The sequence below is a fragment of the Pseudonocardia hierapolitana genome (genome assembly GCF_007994075.1).
Taxonomy (GTDB): Bacteria; Actinomycetota; Actinomycetes; order Mycobacteriales; family Pseudonocardiaceae; genus Pseudonocardia; species Pseudonocardia hierapolitana.
The window spans coordinates 4,785,532-4,803,922 of record NZ_VIWU01000001.1 but is presented as its reverse complement, the minus strand read 5'-3'; the positions used below and the strand labels follow the sequence as shown (position 1 = coordinate 4,803,922).

The 18,391-nt window shown below is 72.9% G+C and carries 17 protein-coding genes; 7 read left to right on the top strand and 10 right to left on the bottom strand.

All coding sequences use genetic code 11. The annotated features are described in order from the left end of the window. Positions 1 to 3: 3 nt before the first annotated feature. The 3 genes from FHX44_RS22915 to FHX44_RS22905 all read right to left on the bottom strand — a co-directional run bounded on the left by FHX44_RS22915 (position 4) and on the right by FHX44_RS22905 (position 2,188). Positions 4 to 603 carry a TetR/AcrR family transcriptional regulator gene (locus FHX44_RS22915; RefSeq protein WP_212612607.1) on the bottom strand — a complete coding sequence of 200 codons (600 nt, stop codon included), beginning with the start codon at positions 601 to 603 and terminating at the stop codon, positions 4 to 6. Positions 604 to 725: 122 nt separating this feature from the next. Further along, positions 726 to 1,367: a DedA family protein gene (locus tag FHX44_RS22910; RefSeq protein ID WP_147257669.1), complete on the bottom strand. Its 642-nt coding sequence runs from the start codon at positions 1,365 to 1,367 to the stop codon at positions 726 to 728. 89 nt (positions 1,368 to 1,456) lie between these two features. Next, a complete protein-coding gene (locus tag FHX44_RS22905; protein WP_147257668.1) occupies positions 1,457 to 2,188 on the bottom strand; it encodes a LuxR C-terminal-related transcriptional regulator in 732 nt (243 codons plus the stop codon). Between the two features lie 150 nt (positions 2,189 to 2,338). Here FHX44_RS22905 and FHX44_RS22900 point away from each other — a divergent pair, with 150 nt between their 5' ends. After that, a complete protein-coding gene (locus FHX44_RS22900) occupies positions 2,339 to 3,811 on the top strand; it encodes a helix-turn-helix domain-containing protein (protein WP_147257667.1) in 1,473 nt (490 codons plus the stop codon). Here the strand turns inward: FHX44_RS22900 and glmS are convergent, their stop codons facing one another. From glmS to FHX44_RS22885, 3 genes are all read right to left on the bottom strand, one after another. Further along, positions 3,812 to 5,638 (bottom strand): glutamine--fructose-6-phosphate transaminase (isomerizing), encoded by a 1,827-nt coding sequence (gene glmS / locus FHX44_RS22895; protein ID WP_147257666.1) that lies wholly within the window; start codon positions 5,636 to 5,638, stop codon positions 3,812 to 3,814. Between the two features lie 16 nt (positions 5,639 to 5,654). Further along, positions 5,655 to 5,924 (bottom strand): hypothetical protein, encoded by a 270-nt coding sequence (locus FHX44_RS22890; protein WP_147257665.1) that lies wholly within the window; start codon positions 5,922 to 5,924, stop codon positions 5,655 to 5,657. A gap of 72 nt (positions 5,925 to 5,996) precedes the next feature. Continuing rightward, positions 5,997 to 9,767, bottom strand: coding sequence for an ABC transporter ATP-binding protein (locus FHX44_RS22885; protein ID WP_147257664.1), 3,771 nt, complete (start codon positions 9,765 to 9,767; stop codon positions 5,997 to 5,999). Between the two features lie 155 nt (positions 9,768 to 9,922). Here FHX44_RS22885 and FHX44_RS22880 point away from each other — a divergent pair, with 155 nt between their 5' ends. Genes FHX44_RS22880 through FHX44_RS22870 form a run of 3 tightly spaced genes read left to right on the top strand, consistent with a single transcriptional unit; the run spans position 9,923 to position 12,100 of the window. Then, the gene (locus FHX44_RS22880) at positions 9,923 to 10,678 is read left to right on the top strand and encodes an amino acid ABC transporter substrate-binding protein (protein WP_147257663.1); all 756 of its coding nucleotides are present in this window, start codon (positions 9,923 to 9,925) and stop codon (positions 10,676 to 10,678) included. 4 nt (positions 10,679 to 10,682) lie between these two features. After that, entirely contained in the window at positions 10,683 to 11,351 is a 669-nt protein-coding gene (locus FHX44_RS22875) for an amino acid ABC transporter permease (protein WP_246170536.1), read from the top strand. Further along, on the top strand, positions 11,348 to 12,100 hold the full coding sequence (locus FHX44_RS22870) for an amino acid ABC transporter ATP-binding protein (RefSeq protein ID WP_147257662.1): 753 nt from the start codon (positions 11,348 to 11,350) through the stop codon (positions 12,098 to 12,100). Before FHX44_RS22875 ends, FHX44_RS22870 begins: the two co-directional genes overlap by 4 nt. Before the next feature lie 31 nt (positions 12,101 to 12,131). Here the strand turns inward: FHX44_RS22870 and FHX44_RS22865 are convergent, their stop codons facing one another. The 4 genes from FHX44_RS22865 to FHX44_RS22850 form a co-directional block, all read right to left on the bottom strand. Continuing rightward, positions 12,132 to 12,962, bottom strand: a complete 831-nt coding sequence (locus tag FHX44_RS22865; RefSeq protein WP_147257661.1) for an ABC transporter permease subunit — start codon at positions 12,960 to 12,962, stop codon at positions 12,132 to 12,134. Then, the gene (locus FHX44_RS22860) at positions 12,959 to 13,870 is read right to left on the bottom strand and encodes an ABC transporter ATP-binding protein (protein WP_147257660.1); all 912 of its coding nucleotides are present in this window, start codon (positions 13,868 to 13,870) and stop codon (positions 12,959 to 12,961) included. The genes FHX44_RS22865 and FHX44_RS22860 overlap by 4 nt, the downstream gene beginning before the upstream one ends. Before the next feature lie 18 nt (positions 13,871 to 13,888). Beyond that, a complete protein-coding gene (locus tag FHX44_RS22855; RefSeq protein WP_147257659.1) occupies positions 13,889 to 14,752 on the bottom strand; it encodes an SGNH/GDSL hydrolase family protein in 864 nt (287 codons plus the stop codon). A gap of 107 nt (positions 14,753 to 14,859) precedes the next feature. Then, the gene (locus tag FHX44_RS22850; RefSeq protein WP_147257658.1) at positions 14,860 to 15,321 is read right to left on the bottom strand and encodes an NUDIX domain-containing protein; all 462 of its coding nucleotides are present in this window, start codon (positions 15,319 to 15,321) and stop codon (positions 14,860 to 14,862) included. 22 nt (positions 15,322 to 15,343) lie between these two features. Here FHX44_RS22850 and FHX44_RS22845 point away from each other — a divergent pair, with 22 nt between their 5' ends. The 3 genes from FHX44_RS22845 (at position 15,344) to FHX44_RS22835 (ending at position 18,308) form a co-directional block, all read left to right on the top strand. After that, positions 15,344 to 16,054: a dienelactone hydrolase family protein gene (locus tag FHX44_RS22845; protein WP_147257657.1), complete on the top strand. Its 711-nt coding sequence runs from the start codon at positions 15,344 to 15,346 to the stop codon at positions 16,052 to 16,054. A 161-nt stretch (positions 16,055 to 16,215) separates the two neighbouring features. After that, positions 16,216 to 17,247 (top strand): LLM class F420-dependent oxidoreductase, encoded by a 1,032-nt coding sequence (locus tag FHX44_RS22840; protein ID WP_147257656.1) that lies wholly within the window; start codon positions 16,216 to 16,218, stop codon positions 17,245 to 17,247. Positions 17,248 to 17,507: 260 nt separating this feature from the next. Next, positions 17,508 to 18,308, top strand: coding sequence for a hypothetical protein (locus FHX44_RS22835; RefSeq protein WP_147257655.1), 801 nt, complete (start codon positions 17,508 to 17,510; stop codon positions 18,306 to 18,308). Positions 18,309 to 18,391 lie beyond the last annotated feature (83 nt).

Sequence of the window (18,391 nt, the reverse complement as noted above, 5' to 3'; positions counted from 1 at the left end):
TTGTCAGTCGCGGGTCCAGAGGCGGTCCAGCAGCGCCACCGCGTCGACGACGACGTCGGCCGGCAGGCGGTCGGGCGCGAGCATCCGTTGGAGGAGCAACCCGTCCTCCAGCGCGTGCACGATCAGCGCGAGCTGCTGCGGGTCGGCGGGTGGCTCGACCCCGCGAGTGCGGAACCGGGCGGCGATGGCGTGCGCGTGCGCGTCGCGGGCCATGTCCTCGCGCTCCGCGAGGGCGGGCCGCACCTCGGGGTGCCGCAACGCGTGCAGCAGCAACTCGAGGCGCAGCGCCAGCCACTGCTCGAGGTGCTCGGCCCGCTCGCGGTTCCACTCCCGCAGCCGCTCGTCGCCGCCCTCGCCCGCGGTCAGGGCGCGCACCTCTGCCAGCTCCCGCTCGGTGCGCCGCTGCAGCAGCTCGCGGACCAGCTCGTGCTTGTCGGCGAAGTTGCCGTAGAAGGCACCCCGGGTGAAGCCGGCCCGCTCGGCGATCTGCTCCACCGACGTGCCGTTCACCCCGCGCTCCGCGAACAGCTGCGCGGCCGCCTCCAGCAGCAGGTCCCGGGTGCGGGCGCGGCTCTCCTCGCGGGTCAGGCGCTTGCTCGGCACCGCGTCACGATACGGGGCGCGAAGAATGTGTTCGAGAAGCGCGCGTGTGGGCCGCAGATGCCAGCGATCCAGCATCCCGGCTGCCCCGGGCGGCCCGCTCCGCGCTTCTCTCGAACACATTCTCAGGCCGCGACCGGCGTCGGCATCGGCACCCGCTCCACCACGGCCGCGGTGCCGGAGCGCAGGCGCCGCACCAGGCCGGCCACCGACCCGATCGCCGTGCCGATGCCGAGGCTCACCGCGAGTGCGACGAGCGGGTCGCTGGCGAACGCTGCGCCGCCGAGGAACCCCAGCATCGCGACGTACGCGGCCGACATGGTGGCCCCGAGCGCGCTGTAGCCCACGTACCGGCGGACCGGGAACCGGCTCGCCCCCGCGGCCAGCGCCGCCACCGTGCGTCCGGCCGGGATGTAGCGGGCGGTCAGCAGGATGAGTCCGCCCCGCGTCGTCAGCGCGCGCTCGGAGCGGGCGAACAGCTCGGCCCGCGACGAGCCGGGCGCGAGCCTGCCGCGCACCGCGGCTCCGAACCCGCGGCCGACGAGGAAGGCCGTGCACTCGCCGATGAACGAGCCCGTCGAGGCCGCGGCGATCACGGCGATCAGGCTCTGGTCACCTGCGGCCGCCCCCACGCCTGCCGCGATGATCAGCGCCTCGCTCGGCACCATGGGCAGCAGCGCGTCGACGACGGCGAGCCCGACGATCACGAGCAACAACCACTGAGATGCCAGCGCCCCGTCCAGCAGCAGCCGCAGTCCGTCGATCACACAGACCAGGCTATGGACGGCGCGGCCGGCAGCACATCGGTCGAAAGGTCCCGCGCTCCCCGATTTCGTCTCAGGGTTTGCCCTTAGTGCTAGACGATCCCCTGCCGCGTCGCCGTGTAGACGATCTCCGTGCGCCGCCGCACGTCGAGCTTGTCGCGCAGGTTCCGCACGTGGAACTTGACCGTGGCCTCGCTGATCACGAGCCGCCTTCCGATCTCGCGGTTGGACATGCCGACAGCGAGCAAGCGCAGCACCTGGTTCTCGCGCTCGGTCAGCATCGCGCCGCCGAGTCCGCGCACCGGTGGGCGGTCCTCGTCGCGCAGCACGTCCATGACGGCGGAGCCGGCGGAACCGCCGGTGTCGAACACGCTCTCGCCGCGCAGCAGCGTGTGCACGGCGCGGACGATGTCGGCGGTGTCGGCGCCCTTGCGCACGTAGCCGTGGACGCCGAGGCGCACGGTCCGCAGCATGACGTCGCGGTCGCGGCAGCCGGTCAGCACGAGCACCCGCACCCCGCGGTGGCGTTCGAGCAGCATCCGGGCGAGCTCCACGCCCGCGGCGTCGCCCCGGCCGAGAGCGACGTCGAGGATCACCAGATCGGGTGGACATCGATCGGCGATCACGAGCGCGTCGCGGGGCGTGGCGGCCTCCCCGATCACGGATACGTGGGGGTCCGGCGCGAACAGCTGGCGCAGCCCGAAACGGACGATGGCCTCGTCGTCAACGACGAGGATGCGAGCGGTGCGCCGGCTGGTGGTGGTGGGGGCGCTGGTCACCGTGTCGAGCACGGCGCGGCGGTCGAGCAGTGCGTCAGCAGTCATCGGGTCCCTCCCTTGTCGTGGTCGGGTGGGAAGAGGCTAGGAACCGCGACGTTGCCTGTACGTTGCACGCGCAACGTCTGGCGCGCTTGCTGCCCGTGCTGCCCTGGGCGATGATGGCCGGGTCCTGGGGCGATGACGCTCGGAGTGCTGATGACCATCGATGGAGTGTTCGACCCCACGGCCCATGCCCACCTGCTGCACCAGGTGTTCGAGGCCGTGCTGGCAGGCGATCGGGCACCCACCGCACCTCGCTCGCTCGTCTCCGAGTCGTGGCAGCGCAGCCTCGCCGCGCACGTCGACCCGGACCGGCGCACGCCCCCGGTCGTCGTCGAGGAGTCGGAGATCCCCCATCTGCGCGCTGCCCACCCGCTCAACGCGGTGATGCCGCTGCTGCGCAGCACCCTGGTGAGCATCGCCGACGAGGCCATGCACGTCATGCTCGTCACCGACGCCGACGGCACCATCCTGTGGCGCGAGGGCGCCGCCGCCGTGCTCAACTCGGCCGACGAGGTCGGCCTGATGCCGGGCACCCGGTGGTCCGAGGCCGCCATCGGCACCAACGCGATGGGCACCACGCTCGCCGTCGACGCGCCGGTGACGATCCACTCCGCGGAGCACCTGGTGCGCACCTACCACGCGTGGACCTGCGCGGCCGCGCCCGTGCACGACCCGGACACCGGCACGATCCTCGGCGCCATCGACATCAGCGGCCCCCTGCACACGGTGCACCCGGCCATGAAGCAGCTTGTGTCGGCCACCGCCCAGCTCGCCGAGCACCAGCTGCGCGTACGCCTCGCCATCGAGGACGAGCGGTTGCGCCTGCGCAACATGCCCCACCTCACCAACCTGCGCGGACAGGCCGGCGCGCTGGTCACCGCGACCGGCCGGATCGTCGCGGGTGAGCCGTACGGGGTGTGGCCGGAACGGGTGGCCGTGCACCCCGGCGTCGACCGGCTCGTCCTCGACGACGGCCGCGAGATGGTGGTGGAACAGCTCGCCGAGGGCTACCTGCTGCGCGCGCCGCACCACAGCACCCCCTCCAGGCCGCGCTCGGCGCTGTCGCTGCGCTTCACCGGGGATGGCGCGCCGACGGCCGTCCTCGACGGCCGGACCATCCCGCTGACGCTGCGCCCCGCCGAGCTGCTCACCGCGCTCGCCCTGCATCCCGACGGGCTCACCGCCGAGCAGCTCGCGCTCCTGCTCTACGGCGAGGAAGGCAACCCCACCACGGTCCGCGGCGAAGTGCTCCGGTTGCGCGGTCTCATCGGCTCCGACGTCCTGCGCACCCGCCCGTACCGGCTCGCCGCCAGCGTCGACACCGACTTCCAGGCCGCGCGCCGCGCGATCCGCGCCCACCGCCTGGCCGATGCCCTGCGCACATGCGCGGGGCCGCTGCTTCCGCGCTCGGACGCCCCGGCGATCCGCGAGCTGCGTGCCGAGCTGGAGGTCGGGCTGCGCGGCATCGTGCTGGAGAGCGACGACGTCGACCTGCTCGCCGAGTTCGCCGTCCACCCCCTCGGCCGCGACGACCTCGAGGTGCACGACCGCCTCATGGCGCTGCTGCCCCCGTCCGACCCCCGCCGCGCGCCGATCGCGGCGCGGCGGGTGCACCTGCTCTTCTGATCACTCCACCGTGACGCTCTTGGCCAGGTTGCGGGGCTTGTCCACGTCCCGGTCCAGGGCGACCGCGGCGTGGTAGGCGAGGACCTGCAGCGGGATCGACAGCAGGATCGGGTCCAGCTCAGGCTCGGCCCGCGGCACCACGATGGTGCGGTCGGCGAGGTCGGAGGGCAGCTCCCGGTGCGCCACCGCGATCACCGGGCCCTTGCGGGCCTTGATCTCCGAGAGCGTCGAGGTGTTCTTGTCGAGCAGGTCGTCGTCCGGGACGACCGCGACGGTCGGCATCTCCGGGCTGATCAGGGCGAGCGGACCGTGCTTGAGCTCGGCCGACGGGTAGGCCTCCGCGTGGACGTAGGAGATCTCCTTGAGCTTCTGCGCGCCCTCGCGGGCCACCGGCCAGCCGCGGCGGCGACCGACGAACATCACGCTGTGGCTCTTCGCGACCTCCTTTGCCACCTCGGCGATCGCGTCCGACTGTTCGAGGATCTGCCCGATCTGCGCGGGCAGCGCGTTCAGGCCCGCGATGATGCGGCGGCCCTGCTCGGGTGCGAGGTCGCGGATGCGGCCAAGGTGCAGCGCGAGCAGCGCGAACGCGGCGACCGTGGACGTGAACGACTTCGTGGCGGCCACCGACATCTCCGGCCCGGCGTGCAGGTAGATGCCCCCGTCGACCTGGCGGGCGATCGTGGAGCCGACGACGTTCACGATGCCGATCACCCGGCCGCCCTTGCGCTGCAGCTCCTGCACGGCGGCGAGGGTGTCGATCGTCTCGCCGGACTGGCTCACCGCCACGTACAGCGTGTCCGGCTCCACCACGGGGTTGCGGTAGCGGAACTCCGAGGCCGGCTCCGCGCTCGCCGGCACCCGCGCGAGGTCCTCGATCAGCTGCGCGCCCAGCTCACCCGCGTAGCAGGCGGACCCGCAGCCGAGGATCTTCACGCGGCGGAACTCCCGCGCCTCGCGGACGGACATGTTGAGCCCGCCGAGGTGCGCGGTGGCGAAGCGCTCGTCGATGCGCCCCTTGAGCGCACGCTCGATCGTCCGCGGCTGCTCCTGGATCTCCTTGGCCAGGAAGTGCGCGTGGTCGCCGATCTCGGCGCCCACCACGTCCCAGTCGATCGTGGACGGGCTCTTGGCCACGGCCCGGTCGTCGAGGGTGTACGTGCGGTAGCCGGTGGCGGTGATCGTGGCGAGCTCACCGTCGTCGAGGTAGACGACCTGGCGGGTGTAGCCGATCAGCGCCGCGACGTCCGACGCCACGAACATCTCCTTCTCGCCGACGCCGAGCAGCACGGGGCTGCCGTTGCGGGCCACGACGATCCGGTCCGGGTGCTCGGCGTCCAGGACGGCGAGGCCGTAGGCCCCCACCACCTGCCGCAGCGCCTGGCGCACCGCCTGCTCCAGGTCTTCCGCGCCTGCGGCGAAGGCGGCGGCCACGAGATGCGCCACGGTCTCGGTGTCGGTCTGCGAGGCGAACTCCACCCCGTCGGCGGTGAGCTTCGCGCGCAGCTCGTCGGCGTTCTCGATGATGCCGTTGTGGACCACCGCGATGCGGCCCGTCGAGTCGGTCTGCGGGTGGGCGTTGGCCTCGCTCGGCTCACCGTGCGTCGCCCAGCGGGTGTGGCCGATGCCCGGCGCCCCCTTGAACCGGGGCGGCAGGTCGGCGGCCAGCTCGGCGACCCGCCCGCTCACCTTGCGGATCTTGAGCCCGCTCCGCCCGCGCACCGCGAGACCGGCGCTGTCGTACCCGCGGTACTCCAGGCGCCCCAGCCCCTCCAGGAGGATCGGGGCAGAGTCCTGGGGTCCGACGTATCCGACGATGCCGCACATGGAAGTCCCTTCACGTTCAGCCGTAGACGATGCGCCGCAGCTGCCGAGCCGACAGCGGCGGCGGGGCCACCCGCCGCGTCGCCAGCTCCGCGCTCAGCACCGCGTATATCTGCTCGTTCGTGAGACCGCGGCGTTTCAGCTCCGCGTGCCTGCGCCTCACGAACTCCGGTAGCTGCTCGGAGAAGTAGCCGAGAACCTCGGCCACCACACGTGCCGCCTCCCCTGCGTCGAGCGGGGTGCTGCGGACCAGGTGCGCGATGAGATCGTCGTACGGTCCGGCGGGCACGAGGGAAGATAGTGCCTTGCGAGCGTCCACAACTTCAAACTTCCTGCCCGATATCGGGCAGATCCCACTCGTTCAGGCCGCCGGTTCCATCTCCCCGGCCCGCCAGAGTCGCGCATAGTGACCGCCCGCGGCGAGCAGCTCGGCGTGCGAACCCACCTCGACGATCCGGCCGCCGTCGAGCACCGCGATCCGGTCGGCCCGCGCCGCCGTGCCCAGCCGGTGGGCCACGACGAACGCGGTGCGGCGGGCGGTGACCCGATCGCCTGCGGCGTGCACCGCGGCCTCCGTGGCGGGGTCGAGGGCCGCAGTGGCCTCGTCGAAGAGCAACACGTCGGGGTCGGCGAGTTCGGCGCGGGCGAGCGCGATGAGCTGCCGCTGCCCCGCCGACAGGCCCTGCCCCCGCTCCCCGACCGGATGCCGGAAGCCGCCGGGCAGCGCCCGCACCATCTCCAGCGCACCGACGGCGCGGGCGGCGGCCTCGATCTCGGCCGGGCTCGCGTCGGGACGGGCGTAGGCGATGTTGGCGGCGACGTCGCCGCTGAACAGGTGCGGCTCCTGCGGCACGATGCCCAGCCGCCGCCGGTAGGCGGCCAACGGGTAGCGCCGGACGTCCACGCCGTCGACGAGCACCGCGCCCGTACCCGTGTCGTAGAAGCGGGCGATCAGCTTGACCACGGTGGACTTGCCCGCGCCCGTGGCGCCGACCAGCGCGATCGTCTCGCCGGGCGCGACCCGCAACGAGACACCGTCGAGCGCGGGCGACCCCGCGCCGGCGTAGGTGAAACCGACGTCGCGCAGCTCGACCTCCCCGCGCAGCCGCTCGGGCACCGGCACCGGGTCGCCCACCGGCTCCGGCGGCACCGACGTGGGCGTGCGCAGCAGGTCGCCGATGCGCGACAGGCCGATGCGGGCCTGCTGGTAGCCGTCGAAGACCTGCGACAGCTGCTGGACGGGGGCGAAGAACAGCCCGAGGTAGAGCAGGAACGCGGTGAGCACGCCCGGGGTGAGGTCGCCCGCCGCCACCCGCGCCGCGCCGACGCCGAGCACCGCGGCCGTGGCGACGTCCGACAGCAGCGCGACGCCCGGGAAGTAGGTGGCGATGTAGCGCTGCGCGCGCAGCCGGGATCGCCGGTACGCGGCACTGCGCTCGGCGAACGTGATGGCGCTGCGCTCCTCGCGGACGTAGGCCTGCGCGACCCGCACCCCGGTGACGTTCTCCTGGAAGTCGGCGTTGACGATGCTCACCCGCTCGCGGGCCTCCGCGTACGCCGCCGACGACACCCGGCGGAACGCCACCGTCGCGACGGCGAGCACCGGCACCACCGCGAGCGCGACGAGCGCGAGCTGCGGGTCGGTGACCAGGAGTGCCGCGGCGACCCCACCGATCGTGAGCACGCTGACCACCGCCTGTGCGAGCCCCGTCTGGAGGAACGTCGAGAGCGCGTCGACGTCGGTGGTCATCCGGGTCATGATCCGGCCGGACAGCTCGCGCTCGAAGTAGTCCAGCCCCAACCGCTGCAGGTGGGCGTAGCTGCGCACGCGCAGCAGGTAGAGCAGGCTCTCCCCGGCCCGCGCGGTGACGACGGTCTGTGCGGCCACCACGAGCCAGCCCGCGACGACCAGCCCGATCCCCAGCAACGAGGCCGTGACGAGCACGCCGGGCGCGCCCGCCGTGATACCGCCGTCGATCGCCAGCCGCGTGATCCCGGGGAGCGCGAGGCTGCCCAGCGCGTCGAGCGCCACCAGTACGACCCCGAGCAGCAGCGGCCGGCGCACCGGGCGCAGCAGGCGGGCGAGCCGGAACTGCGGATCGGGCGCTGTGGGGTCCTCGCCGGGCACGCGGGGCGCCTCCGTGGCAGGCGGCAACGCCTCGACCGCGGCGAGCAGCTCGGGGGTGGGCGCCATGTCGCCCGCGGCGCCCATCCCGGGGCCGCCGCGAGGGGCCATCCCGATCGACCGGTTCGACGTCCGCGCCGCCGGAACCGTGCCCTCGGTGCCCGGCTCCGGCCACAGCTGCGCCGAGTCCTCCGTCTCGACGTGGTGAGTGGCGCGTTCGCGCACGTCGTCCGGCACCGCGAGCAGATCGCGGAACAACGCGCAGCGCTGCATCAGCTCCGCCTCGGTGCCGACGTCGACGACGCGGCCCGCGTCGAGCACGGCGACGCGGTCGGCGAGGGCGAGGCTGGAGCGGCGGTGCGCGACGAGCAGGGTGGTGCGCCCGGCGGTGAGCGCGCGCAGCGTCTCGTGGATGGCGGCCTCGGTTGCCGTGTCGACGGCCGAGGTGGCGTCGTCGAGCACCAGCACGCGCGGGTCGGTGAGCACGGCCCTCGCGAGGGCGATGCGCTGGCGCTGCCCGCCCGACAGCGTGAGCCCGCGCTCGCCGACGAGCGTGTCGTAGCCGTCGGGGAGCGCATCGACGAACGTGTCCACCTGCGCGGCGCGCGCCGCCGCCCGCACCTCCTCCTCGCTCGCGTCCGGGCAGCCGTAGGCGATGTTGGCCCGGATGGTGTCGGAGAACAGGAACGCCTCCTCGAACACCACGCCGAGCTCGCGACGCAGGTCGGCGAGGCGCAGCTGCGGCAGCGGCACCCCGCCCAGCCGCAGCTCGCCCTGCTGGGGGTCGTAGAAGCGCGGCAGCAGCAGCGCGATCGTGGACTTGCCGGAGCCCGCGGTGCCGACCACGGCGAGCGTCTCCCCCGGCTCCACGCGGAGCGTGACGGCGTCGAGCACCGGGTCGCGGCGTGAGTAGCCGAACGTGACGTCGTCCAGCTCGACCGACAGCGGACCCTCCGGGAGGGCGGCCGGGGAGGCCGGGTCGACGACGTCGGGCTGGGAGTCGATCAGGTCGTGCACCCGCTCCACGCCCGCCCGGGCGAGCTGGGCGGTGACCACCACCGACCCGAGCAGGCGGGCGGGCCCGACCAGCTGGGCGACGTAGGTGGAGAAGGCCAGGAACGTGCCGATGCTGATCGAGCCCTCCAGCGCGAGCCAGCCGCCCATGGCGATCACGCCGACCTGGCCGAGCGTGGGCAGGGCGAGCAGCGTGGGGTTGAGGCGGGCGGTGAGCCGCGCGGTCCGCATCCGCTCGGCGAAGAGCCGGGCTGCGCCCCGTTCGAGGCCTGCGGTCTCGCGGGACTCCTGGCCGAACCCCTTCACCACCCGCACGCCGGTGACGGTCTCCTCCACGTGCTGGGCGATGTCGGCCGCCCGCTGCTGCGCCGACCAGGTGGCCGGGAACAGCTTCGCCCTGGTGCGCAGCGCGATCCAGCCCACGGCCGGCAGCACCACCAACGCCACGAGCGTGAGCAGCGGCGAGAGCCACAGCATGGCCGCGACCGAGGCGACGACGAGCACCACCGCACCCAGCGCCAGCGGTGCCATCGACAGCAGCGTCTGCACCAGCTGCAGGTCGGTGATCGCCCGCGACACGACCTGGCCGGTGCGCAGCGCGTCCTGCCGCTCGCCGTCGAGGCGCTGCATCGCGGCGAACACCTGCCGCCGCAGGTCGTGCTGCACGTCGAGGGCGAGCCGGCCGGCGAGGTACCGGCGCAGGAACGCCGCACCGAACCGCACCAGCGCGAGCGCGACCACCGCCGCGACGATCGGGGCGAGCACGGCCGTGGACCCCGCGACGGCGTCGTCGACGGCCACGCGGGTGAGCAACGGCCCGACCGCCTCCAGGCTGACCCCGAACACCGACGCCACGAGCGCGCCCACCGCCACCGCGCGGTGGCGGAGACAGGCGCGGACGATCCGGCGGATCCAGCCGGGGGAGGGAGCATCGGGCACATCTGACACGTTATGCCGCCGCACCGACGCTCCGTCCGTCCAGGATCCCGGCATCACACGACGCCGGCCCGGGCGTTCCGGCGACGATCACGAATTGGTGTCCGGTTCGGGTGGACGGGAACACCGCGGTCGATCGTTCGCGCTGCAATGGCCACCACGTGCGATGCTGACCGCCCGGTCGACGCACCCCAACCGACAGGAGACCCCCGGTGCGCTCCAAGCTCATCACAGCGGCCACCGCGCTGCTGGTCGCCCTCGGCATCGCAGGCTGCGGCGGTGGATCCGACGCCGACACCCTCCGGGTCGGCACCGAGGGCACCTACAGCCCGTTCAGCTTCCAGGGCCCGGGCGGCGAGCTCACCGGGTACGACGTCGAGGTCGTGCAGGCCGTCGGCGCGAAGCTGGGCAAGCAGGTCGAGTTCGTGCAGACGCCGTGGGACGCGATCTTCGCCGGGTTGGAGGCGGAGCGCTTCGACCTGGTCGCCAACCAGGTGACGATCAACGACGAGCGCAAGGCCAAGTACGACCTGTCGGAGCCCTACACCGTCTCCGAGGGCGTGATCGTCACCCGCGCCGACAACGCCGACATCACCAGCCTCGCCGACCTGCGGGGCAGGACCACCGCGCAGTCCGCGACCAGCAACTGGGCCACCGTGGCCCGGGACGCCGGTGCCAACGTCGAGGCGGTGGAGGGCTTCGTGCAAGCCGTCCAGCTGCTGAAGGACGGCCGGGTGGACGCCACCGTCAACGACACGCTCGCCGTCGCCGAGTACCAGAAGGTGCGGGGCGACGCGAGCGTGAAGATCGCCGGGACCACCGGCGACACGAGCCAGCAGGCGTTCGCCGCGCGCAAGGACAGCGGGCTGATCGCCGACGTGAACCGGGCCCTGGGCGAGCTGCGCGCGGACGGCACGCTGAAGCAGATCTCGGAGAAGTACTTCGGCACCGACGTCAGCGGCCCGTAGTCCCGTGGATCCAGGCACCTGGGATCTGATCTGGCGCAACCTGTGGCCGATGCTGGTGGCCACCGTCACGCAGACCCTGCCGCTGACGGCCATCAGCTTCGTGCTCGGGCTGGTGCTCGCGCTGTTCGTCGCGCTGGCCCGGATCTCCGGCATCCGCCCGCTCTCGCTGCTGGCGCGCGGGTACATCTCGGTGATCCGGGGCACGCCGCTGCTGGTCCAGCTGTTCATCGTGTTCTACGCGCTGCCGCAGCTGAACATCGTGATCGACCCGTTCCCGGCTGCGGTGATCGCCTTCAGCCTCAACGTCGGCGGCTACGCGGCCGAGGTCGTCCGGGCGGCCATCCTGAGCATCCCGAAGGGGCAGTGGGAAGCGGCGCAGACGATCGGCATGGGCTACTCGACGACGCTGCAACGGATCATCCTGCCGCAGGCGGCCCGCACCGCGGTGCCGCCGCTGTCCAACACGTTGATCTCGCTGGTCAAGGACACGTCCCTGGCCTCGACCATCCTGGTGACCGAGCTGCTGCGCGTCGCCCAGCTCGCCGCGGCGCCGACGTTCGACTTCTTCGCGCTGTACGGGGTGGCGGCGGTGTACTACTGGGTGATCTGCTTCGTCCTGTCGTTCGGGCAGATCCGGCTGGAGACGAGGCTGGAGAGGTACGTGGCCAGGTGACCGACCTGCTGACCGTCCGTGGCGTGGAGAAGTCCTTCGGCGAGCACCGGGTGCTGCACGACGTCTCGTTCGACGTGCCGGCCGGCACGGTGACCGCCGTGATCGGGCCGTCGGGATCGGGCAAGACCACGGTGCTGCGCACGTTGAACGCCCTGGACCGCGCCGACTCCGGGGTGATCACGATCGGTGACCTGTCGGTGGACTTCGCCGCGGACGTCGATCGCGCCACCCTGACGCGCTTCCGGTTGCAGAGCGGCATGGTGTTCCAGAGCCACAACCTGTTCCCGCACATGACGGTCCTGCAGAACGTCATCGAGGGCCCGGTGATCGTGCAGAAGCGGCCGCGGGACGAGGCCATCGCCGATGCGCGGCGGCTGCTGGAGCAGGTGGGGCTGGCCGAGAAGGCCGACCAGTACCCGTTCCAGCTGTCCGGCGGCCAGCAGCAACGGGTCGGCATCGCCCGCGCGCTCGCACTGGCGCCCAAACTGATGCTGTTCGACGAGCCGACATCGGCGCTGGATCCCGAGCTGGTCGGCGACGTGTTGCGAGTGATCAAGGATCTGGCGAACGACGGCTGGACGATGGTGATCGTCACCCACGAGATCCGGTTCGCCCAGCAGGTGGCCGACCAGGTGCTGTTCCTCGACGGCGGGGTGGTGCTCGAGTCCGGGCCGCCGGAGCAGGTGCTCACCGAGCCCACCGAGGCCCGCACCCGGCAGTTCCTGGAGCGCATCCTGAACCCGATCTAGGTTCGGCACCGGGGGTGCTGTGCCAGCCGCGTCAGTTGATGTCGCGGCGGGCGGCGACCAGCCAGCCGACGGCCCCGACGGCGGCCGTCCACGCCGCGAGGACCAGCAGGGCCACTCCCCATCCCGGCGGGTTGGTGACGCCGGCGAGGAGCTCGACGACCTGGGGACCGGTGGCCGGGCCCGCGATCTCGACGGCCGGGATCCCGTAGACCGCCACCTCGCCCGCGTTGCCCGGCAGGTAGGACGACAGGGAGCGGACGGCATCGGACTCCGTCGCCTCGAGCAGCGCCGCGGCCAGCAGCTCGCCGACCATCAGGTAGAGCAGAAGGGCCACGAGGGCACTGACCTGGTTGCTCACCGCCGTGCCGAACGCGGCGCCGAGCGCGCCCCACAGCGCGGACACCGCGACACCGATCAGTGCGGTGGCGACGAGCGGCGCGGCGCCGGGGAACCCCGCACCACCGTCGGCGGCGGTGCCGGCGAGCACCCCCGTCACGAGGGTCGTCACGGCGTAACAGGCCCCGACCACCGCGCTGACGAGCATCTTCGCCAGCAGCACCGGTGTCCGGCCACGGGTGGTGAGGTAGGTGGTGGTGATGGTGCGGTGGCGGTGTTCGCCCGCGGCGGCCACGACGCCGTGCACGGCGGCGAACACGCTGGTCAGCCCCAGCGCGTAGGCGAGGGACCCGAGCAGCAGCGGCAGCCGCTCCGCCTCGGGGAAGGCCGAGGTGAAGACGCCGCCGAAGAGGTTGATCATGCTCGACACGAGCGTGACCGGGATCAGCAGACCCCACCACAGCTTCGTGGACGTGACCTTGCGGAACTCCGCGCGGACCGGCGCCCCGATCGCGGGCACCCTCACCGCCACGGCTCCGCGGTGAGCTGGAAGAACAGCTGCTCCAGCTCCACCCGCTCGTGCACCATGCCGTAGATCGCCACCCCCGCGCCCAGCGCCACGTCCCCCACGTGGACCGGGTCGGTGCCCGCCACGCCGAGCCAGCCGTCGGAGAGCGTGTCGATCTCCAGCACGCCGGTGCCCGCGAGCGCGTCGGCCAGCCGCACGGGATCGGCGCAGCGCACCAGCACGCGGGCGCTGCGCGAACCCTGCAGCTGCGCGAGCGACCCCTGGTAGACGCAGCGGCCACGGCTGATCACCACGAGGTGGTCGGCCGTCTGCTCCACCTCGGCGAGCAGGTGGCTGGAGATCAGCACGCTGCGGCCCTGCGCCGCGAACGCCCGCAGGAACGCGCGCAGCCACGCGATCCCCTCGGGGTCGAGCCCGTTGCCCGGCTCGTCGAGCACCAGCACCTGCGGATCCCCGAGCAGGGCGACGGCCAGCGCGAGCCGCTGCCGCATGCCGAGCGAGTACTCGCCCACCGACCGGTCGCCCGCGTCATCGAGCCCGACGGTGCCGAGCGCGTGCTCCACCGCGTCGTCGGGCACCTCGATCGCGGCCGCGCAGGTGAGCAGGTGCGCGCGGGCCGTGCGGGCGGGGTGGAAGCCCTGCGCCTCCAGCACGGCCCCCACCACGCGGGCCGGCCGCGGCAGCTCCCGGAACCGCATCCCGTTGATGCGCGCCTCGCCTGCGGTGGGCGTGACCAGCCCGAGGATCATCCGGAGCGTCGTGGTCTTCCCGGAGCCGTTCGGCCCGAGGAATCCCGTGACGGCTCCCGGTTCCACCGAGAACGTCAGCCCGTCGACAGCCTGTACCGCGCCGAACCGCTTGCTCAGCTCGCGGACGGTGATGCGGCCGGTCCGGTCGTCCTGCACCCGGTCGTTGGATCCGCTCTAGTCGTCCACCGGCTCGGCGCCGGCAGCCGGCTTGCTGTCGCTGATCGGCTTCGCGTCGCCGCCTGCCTCGTCGTCGGCGGCCGGCTTGCGGTCGGCGGCGGGCTTCTTCGTCTCCTCCGCAGGCACCACGGGCAGCTCGGGGTCGGTGGAGGGCGCGATCTCGGCCGGCGGGCCGTCGATCGCGGCGAGGACGGCTTCGGCCCACCCGGCGTGCTCGACGTCGCCGAGCGGGGTCTTCTCCCGCCCCCGGCTGCCGGGCCCGAACCGGGGCGGGAGCTCGGCCACCCGCAGCCGGTGCCGGGCGGCCTCCTCACGGGTGATCGCGTCGAGCGCGGCGGCGAGCCCGCCACGCGCACCGCGGGCGAACGTGCCGACCACCGCGCCCGACGGCAGGGAGGCGAGCAGCTGCCGCAGCGACACGTCGATGCCGGGGACCCGGCGGGCGATGTCCTCGGCGCCGACGATGCAGCTGACCAGGCCCGCGGTCTCGTCCCTCGTCAGCTCGATCAGCTCGGGGAGCTGGCGGGTGAGCACGTCGGTGATGCCCGCGCCCGCGCGCGACAGGTTGATCACGCGCCACGCGTCGCGGTGGCGCAGCCGCTCGTGCACCACGCTGACGTAGCCGGTCTCCCGCCGGGTGGCCCCGAGCCCCTGGCTGGCCGAGTCGCCGAGCACGATCCACAGTGGGCCGGTGGCCCGCCGGGCCTCGAGGTTGGCCGCGGCCCAGTCGTCGGCGAAGGCCCTGATCTGCAGCCTGCGGGCGGACGCGCCGGGAAGCACGCCACCGAGGAAGCGCTCGCCACCCGCCTTCATCCGCCGCGCCGCGGCGCGCATCCGAGGGACCTGCAATGGAGAGCTCATGGGGAACTCCGAGTGGTCGTGACTACCCGCCGGCACGGGGGCTGCACGCGGCTGGGATCGTCACCGTATCCAGTGGCGGAAGCGGGCGACCAGCCGGGGCGCCGCCGTCAGAAGCCGAAGGCCGTGATCGTCGCCAGGGCGTTCTCGCGCAGGCCGTCGAGGACGTACCGCTCGTGGGGCACCACCGGGTCGGGAAGCGCGGCCAGCGGGAACCACTCCAGGTCGGCCGCCTTCGCCGCCTCCATCAGGCGCGGCTCGCCCGCCCAGCGGTGGCAGCCGAAGAAGAAGTCGACGCGCTCGTCGATCGGGTCGTGGTTGGCGTGCGTGCGGTGCATCGTGGTGAGCGGTTCGAGGTCGGCCGGCTCGATCTTCACCCCCACCTCCTCCGCCGCCTCGCGGCACGCGGCCGCGAACACCGACTCGTCGGCCTCGACGTGCCCGGCCGCCGCGGCGGCCCAGTGCCCGTCCCGGTACCCGGTGTTCTGGCGCAGCTGCAGCAACACCTCGGCTCCGGCGCCGGTGCCGCGGAGCAGGAGGACGTAGGCGGCCGGGACGACGCGGAACCTCACACCGGCACCCTAGGCTCCCCCCGTGCCCAGCTCCCACTACGAGACGATCACGACGCCGGACGGCACGTTCGACGCGTTCTGCGCTGTTCCCGAGGCCACCCCTGCGCCGGCAGTACTGATCTTCCAGGAGGTCTTCGGGGTCAACGACAACATCCGCGGGTTGGCCGTGCAGCTCGCCGAGGCCGGGTACCTGGCTCTCGCACCCGACGTGTTCTGGCGGATCGAGCCGCGGTTCGAGCGCAAGGACGAGTCCGGCCTCGCCGACGGCTTCGCCCACGTCCAGCAACTGGACTTCGACCTGGTGCCCGGCGACCTCACCGCCACCATGGCGCACGCGCTGGGGATGCCGGAGTGCAACGGCCGCGTCGGCGGGGTCGGCTTCTGCCTCGGCGGAACGCTCGCGTACCTGTTCGCCGCGACGGCCAGGGTGGACGGGCGCGGGCCCGACGCCGTGGTGTCCTACTACGGCTCCGCGATCAACGGGATGCTCGACCTCGCACCGCGGGTCGAGTGCCCGGTGCTGTTCCACTACGGCGCCGACGACCCGTACATCCCCGCGGAGAAGATCGACGAGGTCGAGCAGGCCTTCGCCGGCCGGAGCGACGTGGTCCTGCACCGCTACGCCGCGGGCCACGCCTTCTCCAACTGGGACGCGCCGTCGCTGTACGACGAGAAGGCGGCGCGCACGGCCTGGCCCCGCACCGTGGACTTCCTCGGGGAGCACCTGCGCTGAGACGGGCACTTCACAGACCCTGTGCCCGCTTCACACAGCGCCGGCCCTGTGTGAAGCGGGGGCTGGGTCTGTGAAGTGGTGTGGTCGGGCCGGGTGGGGGGCGCGGCGGTGCCCTCCACATCGAGCAGCCCTTACTTGACTCGTCGGTAACATCTCGCACCATGCTCCTGTCGACCCAGCTCCAGTACGGCGACGACCCCGTCAGCAGCGCCGAGTCGGTCGTCGAGATGGAACGAGCAGGCCTCGACGTCGTGTGGGTCGCGGAGGTGTACAGCTTCGACGCGGTCTCGCTGATGGGCTACCTCGCCGCTCGCACCGAGCGCGTGCAGATCGGCTCCGGGATCCTGCCGATCTACAGCCGGACCCCCGCGCTCACCGCGATGACGGCGGCCGGGCTCGACGCGCTGTCGGGCGGCCGGGCGATCCTCGGGCTCGGCGCGTCCGGGCCGCAGGTGATCGAGGGGTTCCACGGCGTGCCCTACGACAAGCCGATCGCGCGCACGCGCGAGATCATCGAGATCTGCCGCAAGGTCTGGCGGCGCGAGCGGCTCACCAACGAGGGCCTCTACCCGATCCCGCTGCCGGAGGGGCAGGGCACCGGGCTCGGCAAGCCGCTGAAGCTGATCAACCACCCGCGGCGGGTCGACATCCCGATCTGGGTGGCCGCGCTGGGCGACAAGAACGTCGAGATGACGGCCGAGCTCGCGAACGGATGGCTCCCGCACGTGCTGATGCCGGAGAAGATCCGCGAGGTTTTCGGATCCGCCCTCGACGCGGGCCTCGCGAAGCGTGCGCCGGAGCTCGGCCCGCTGCAGATCACCGGCGGCGGGATCCTCGCGCTCGAGGAGGAGATGTTCGAGCCGGCCCGCAGGCTCGCCCGCGGCATGTACGCCCTGTACATCGGTGGCATGGGGGCGCGCGGGCGCAACTTCTACAACACGGTCTTCGCGCGCCAGGGCTATGCCGACACCGCCAGGGTGGTGCAGGACCTCTACCTCGACGGGCGCAAGGACGAGGCGGCCGCGGCGCTCCCCGACGACTTCATCGACAAGGTCACGCTGATCGGCCCGCCGTCGCACGTGAGGGAGCGGATCGAGGCGCTGCGCGCGGCGGGGGTCACGCACCTGCACGTCAACCCGGTGACGACGGACGCGCCGAAGCTGCTCGGCCAGGTCAAGGAGTGGATCGCCTAGTGCTTCCCGCCGGAGGTTCGTCGGGGGTATCGGTGGATCCAGCTTCTCGCTGGGCGTGGCGGCGAGCGGCCCTCGTACCGGGCGTACTCGGGCTGTTCGCCGCTGCGTCCGGCGTGGAGCTGGGCCGCCGAGACCCTTGGCGAACCTCCGGCGGGGAGCGCTAGCGCCGCGACCGCCGCAAAGGGGACCCTCGTGCGGACGACGGAGTGTCACCAGACCACACTCCATGCAACGGATCCCCCGACCGGCAGGAGCCAGCGTTGCACGATCACGCCATCGCCGTGTCCGACCGCCCGGTGGCGCCGCACCAGTACCGCTTCGTGGAGACCCATGCATGGTGGCTCGGCACGTTCGGTCCCCACCAGCACCTCACCGAGCACCGGCTGCGGCAGTGGATCCCCGCGAACCCCGAGCGGGAGTGGCTGCTCGAACGGGAGCTGACGGGAGCGCAGACCTGGCTCACCGGCTCGGCGGACGAGGCCCGCGAGGACGGGTTCGACCTGCACGACGTGGCGCCCGTCGGACGCTTCCGCGCCCGCTACGGCGACTTCCACACCGCCCCGGACGACGACATGGGGATCGAGCTCGACACCGTGTTCTGCCCGCGACCGAGCCCGCCGCGGCGCGGGAGCTGGCAGGCGCCCACCCCGGAGTTCCTGCAGCGCCTGCCCCACGACCCGGACGCGCTCCTCGCCCGGCTCCGCGAGGACAACCCGGGCAGCTGGTTCGGGCCGTTCGCGGCCGCCGTCACGGCGCTGCGCACGGCGCTCGTGCCCGCGGAGCTGCGGGCGACGTTCTTCCGGGCGCTCTCCGCGCTCCCCGGCGTGAGCTTCACCGACGAGGCCCGGAACGTCGACGGGCATTCGTGCGTCGCGCTCGTCCACGACGCCGGGCGCACCCGCACCGAGCTGCTCCTCGACCCGGCCGACGGCCAGTTCGCAGGCGAGCGCGACACCCTGCGCACCGACTCCCGGTGCGGGCTGAGGGCGGGCACCGTGATCAGCGCCACTGCGGTGCGGACCGCCGTGGTGGATGCCGAGGGCGAGCTCCCGGCGGCCTGACTTTCACTGAACCGACCCCTTGACCGGTGCAGCCGATCACCTCCCGTGTGCAGTACCCGCCTCCTGAGCGCGGGGACTAACCT

What these genes read in the sequence shown, in the direction of transcription:
- glmS (WP_147257666.1), bottom strand. Translation starts at nt 5,638, where the DNA reads ATGTGCGGCATCGTCGGATACGTCGGACCCCAGGACTCTGCCCCGATC.
- FHX44_RS22855 (WP_147257659.1), bottom strand. Translation starts at nt 14,752, where the DNA reads ATGAGCTCTCCATTGCAGGTCCCTCGGATGCGCGCCGCGGCGCGGCGG.
- FHX44_RS22905 (WP_147257668.1), bottom strand. Translation starts at nt 2,188, where the DNA reads ATGACTGCTGACGCACTGCTCGACCGCCGCGCCGTGCTCGACACGGTG.
- FHX44_RS22885 (WP_147257664.1), bottom strand. Translation starts at nt 9,767, where the DNA reads ATGCCGGGATCCTGGACGGACGGAGCGTCGGTGCGGCGGCATAACGTG.
- FHX44_RS22900 (WP_147257667.1), top strand. Translation starts at nt 2,339, where the DNA reads ATGACCATCGATGGAGTGTTCGACCCCACGGCCCATGCCCACCTGCTG.
- FHX44_RS22840 (WP_147257656.1), top strand. Translation starts at nt 16,216, where the DNA reads ATGCTCCTGTCGACCCAGCTCCAGTACGGCGACGACCCCGTCAGCAGC.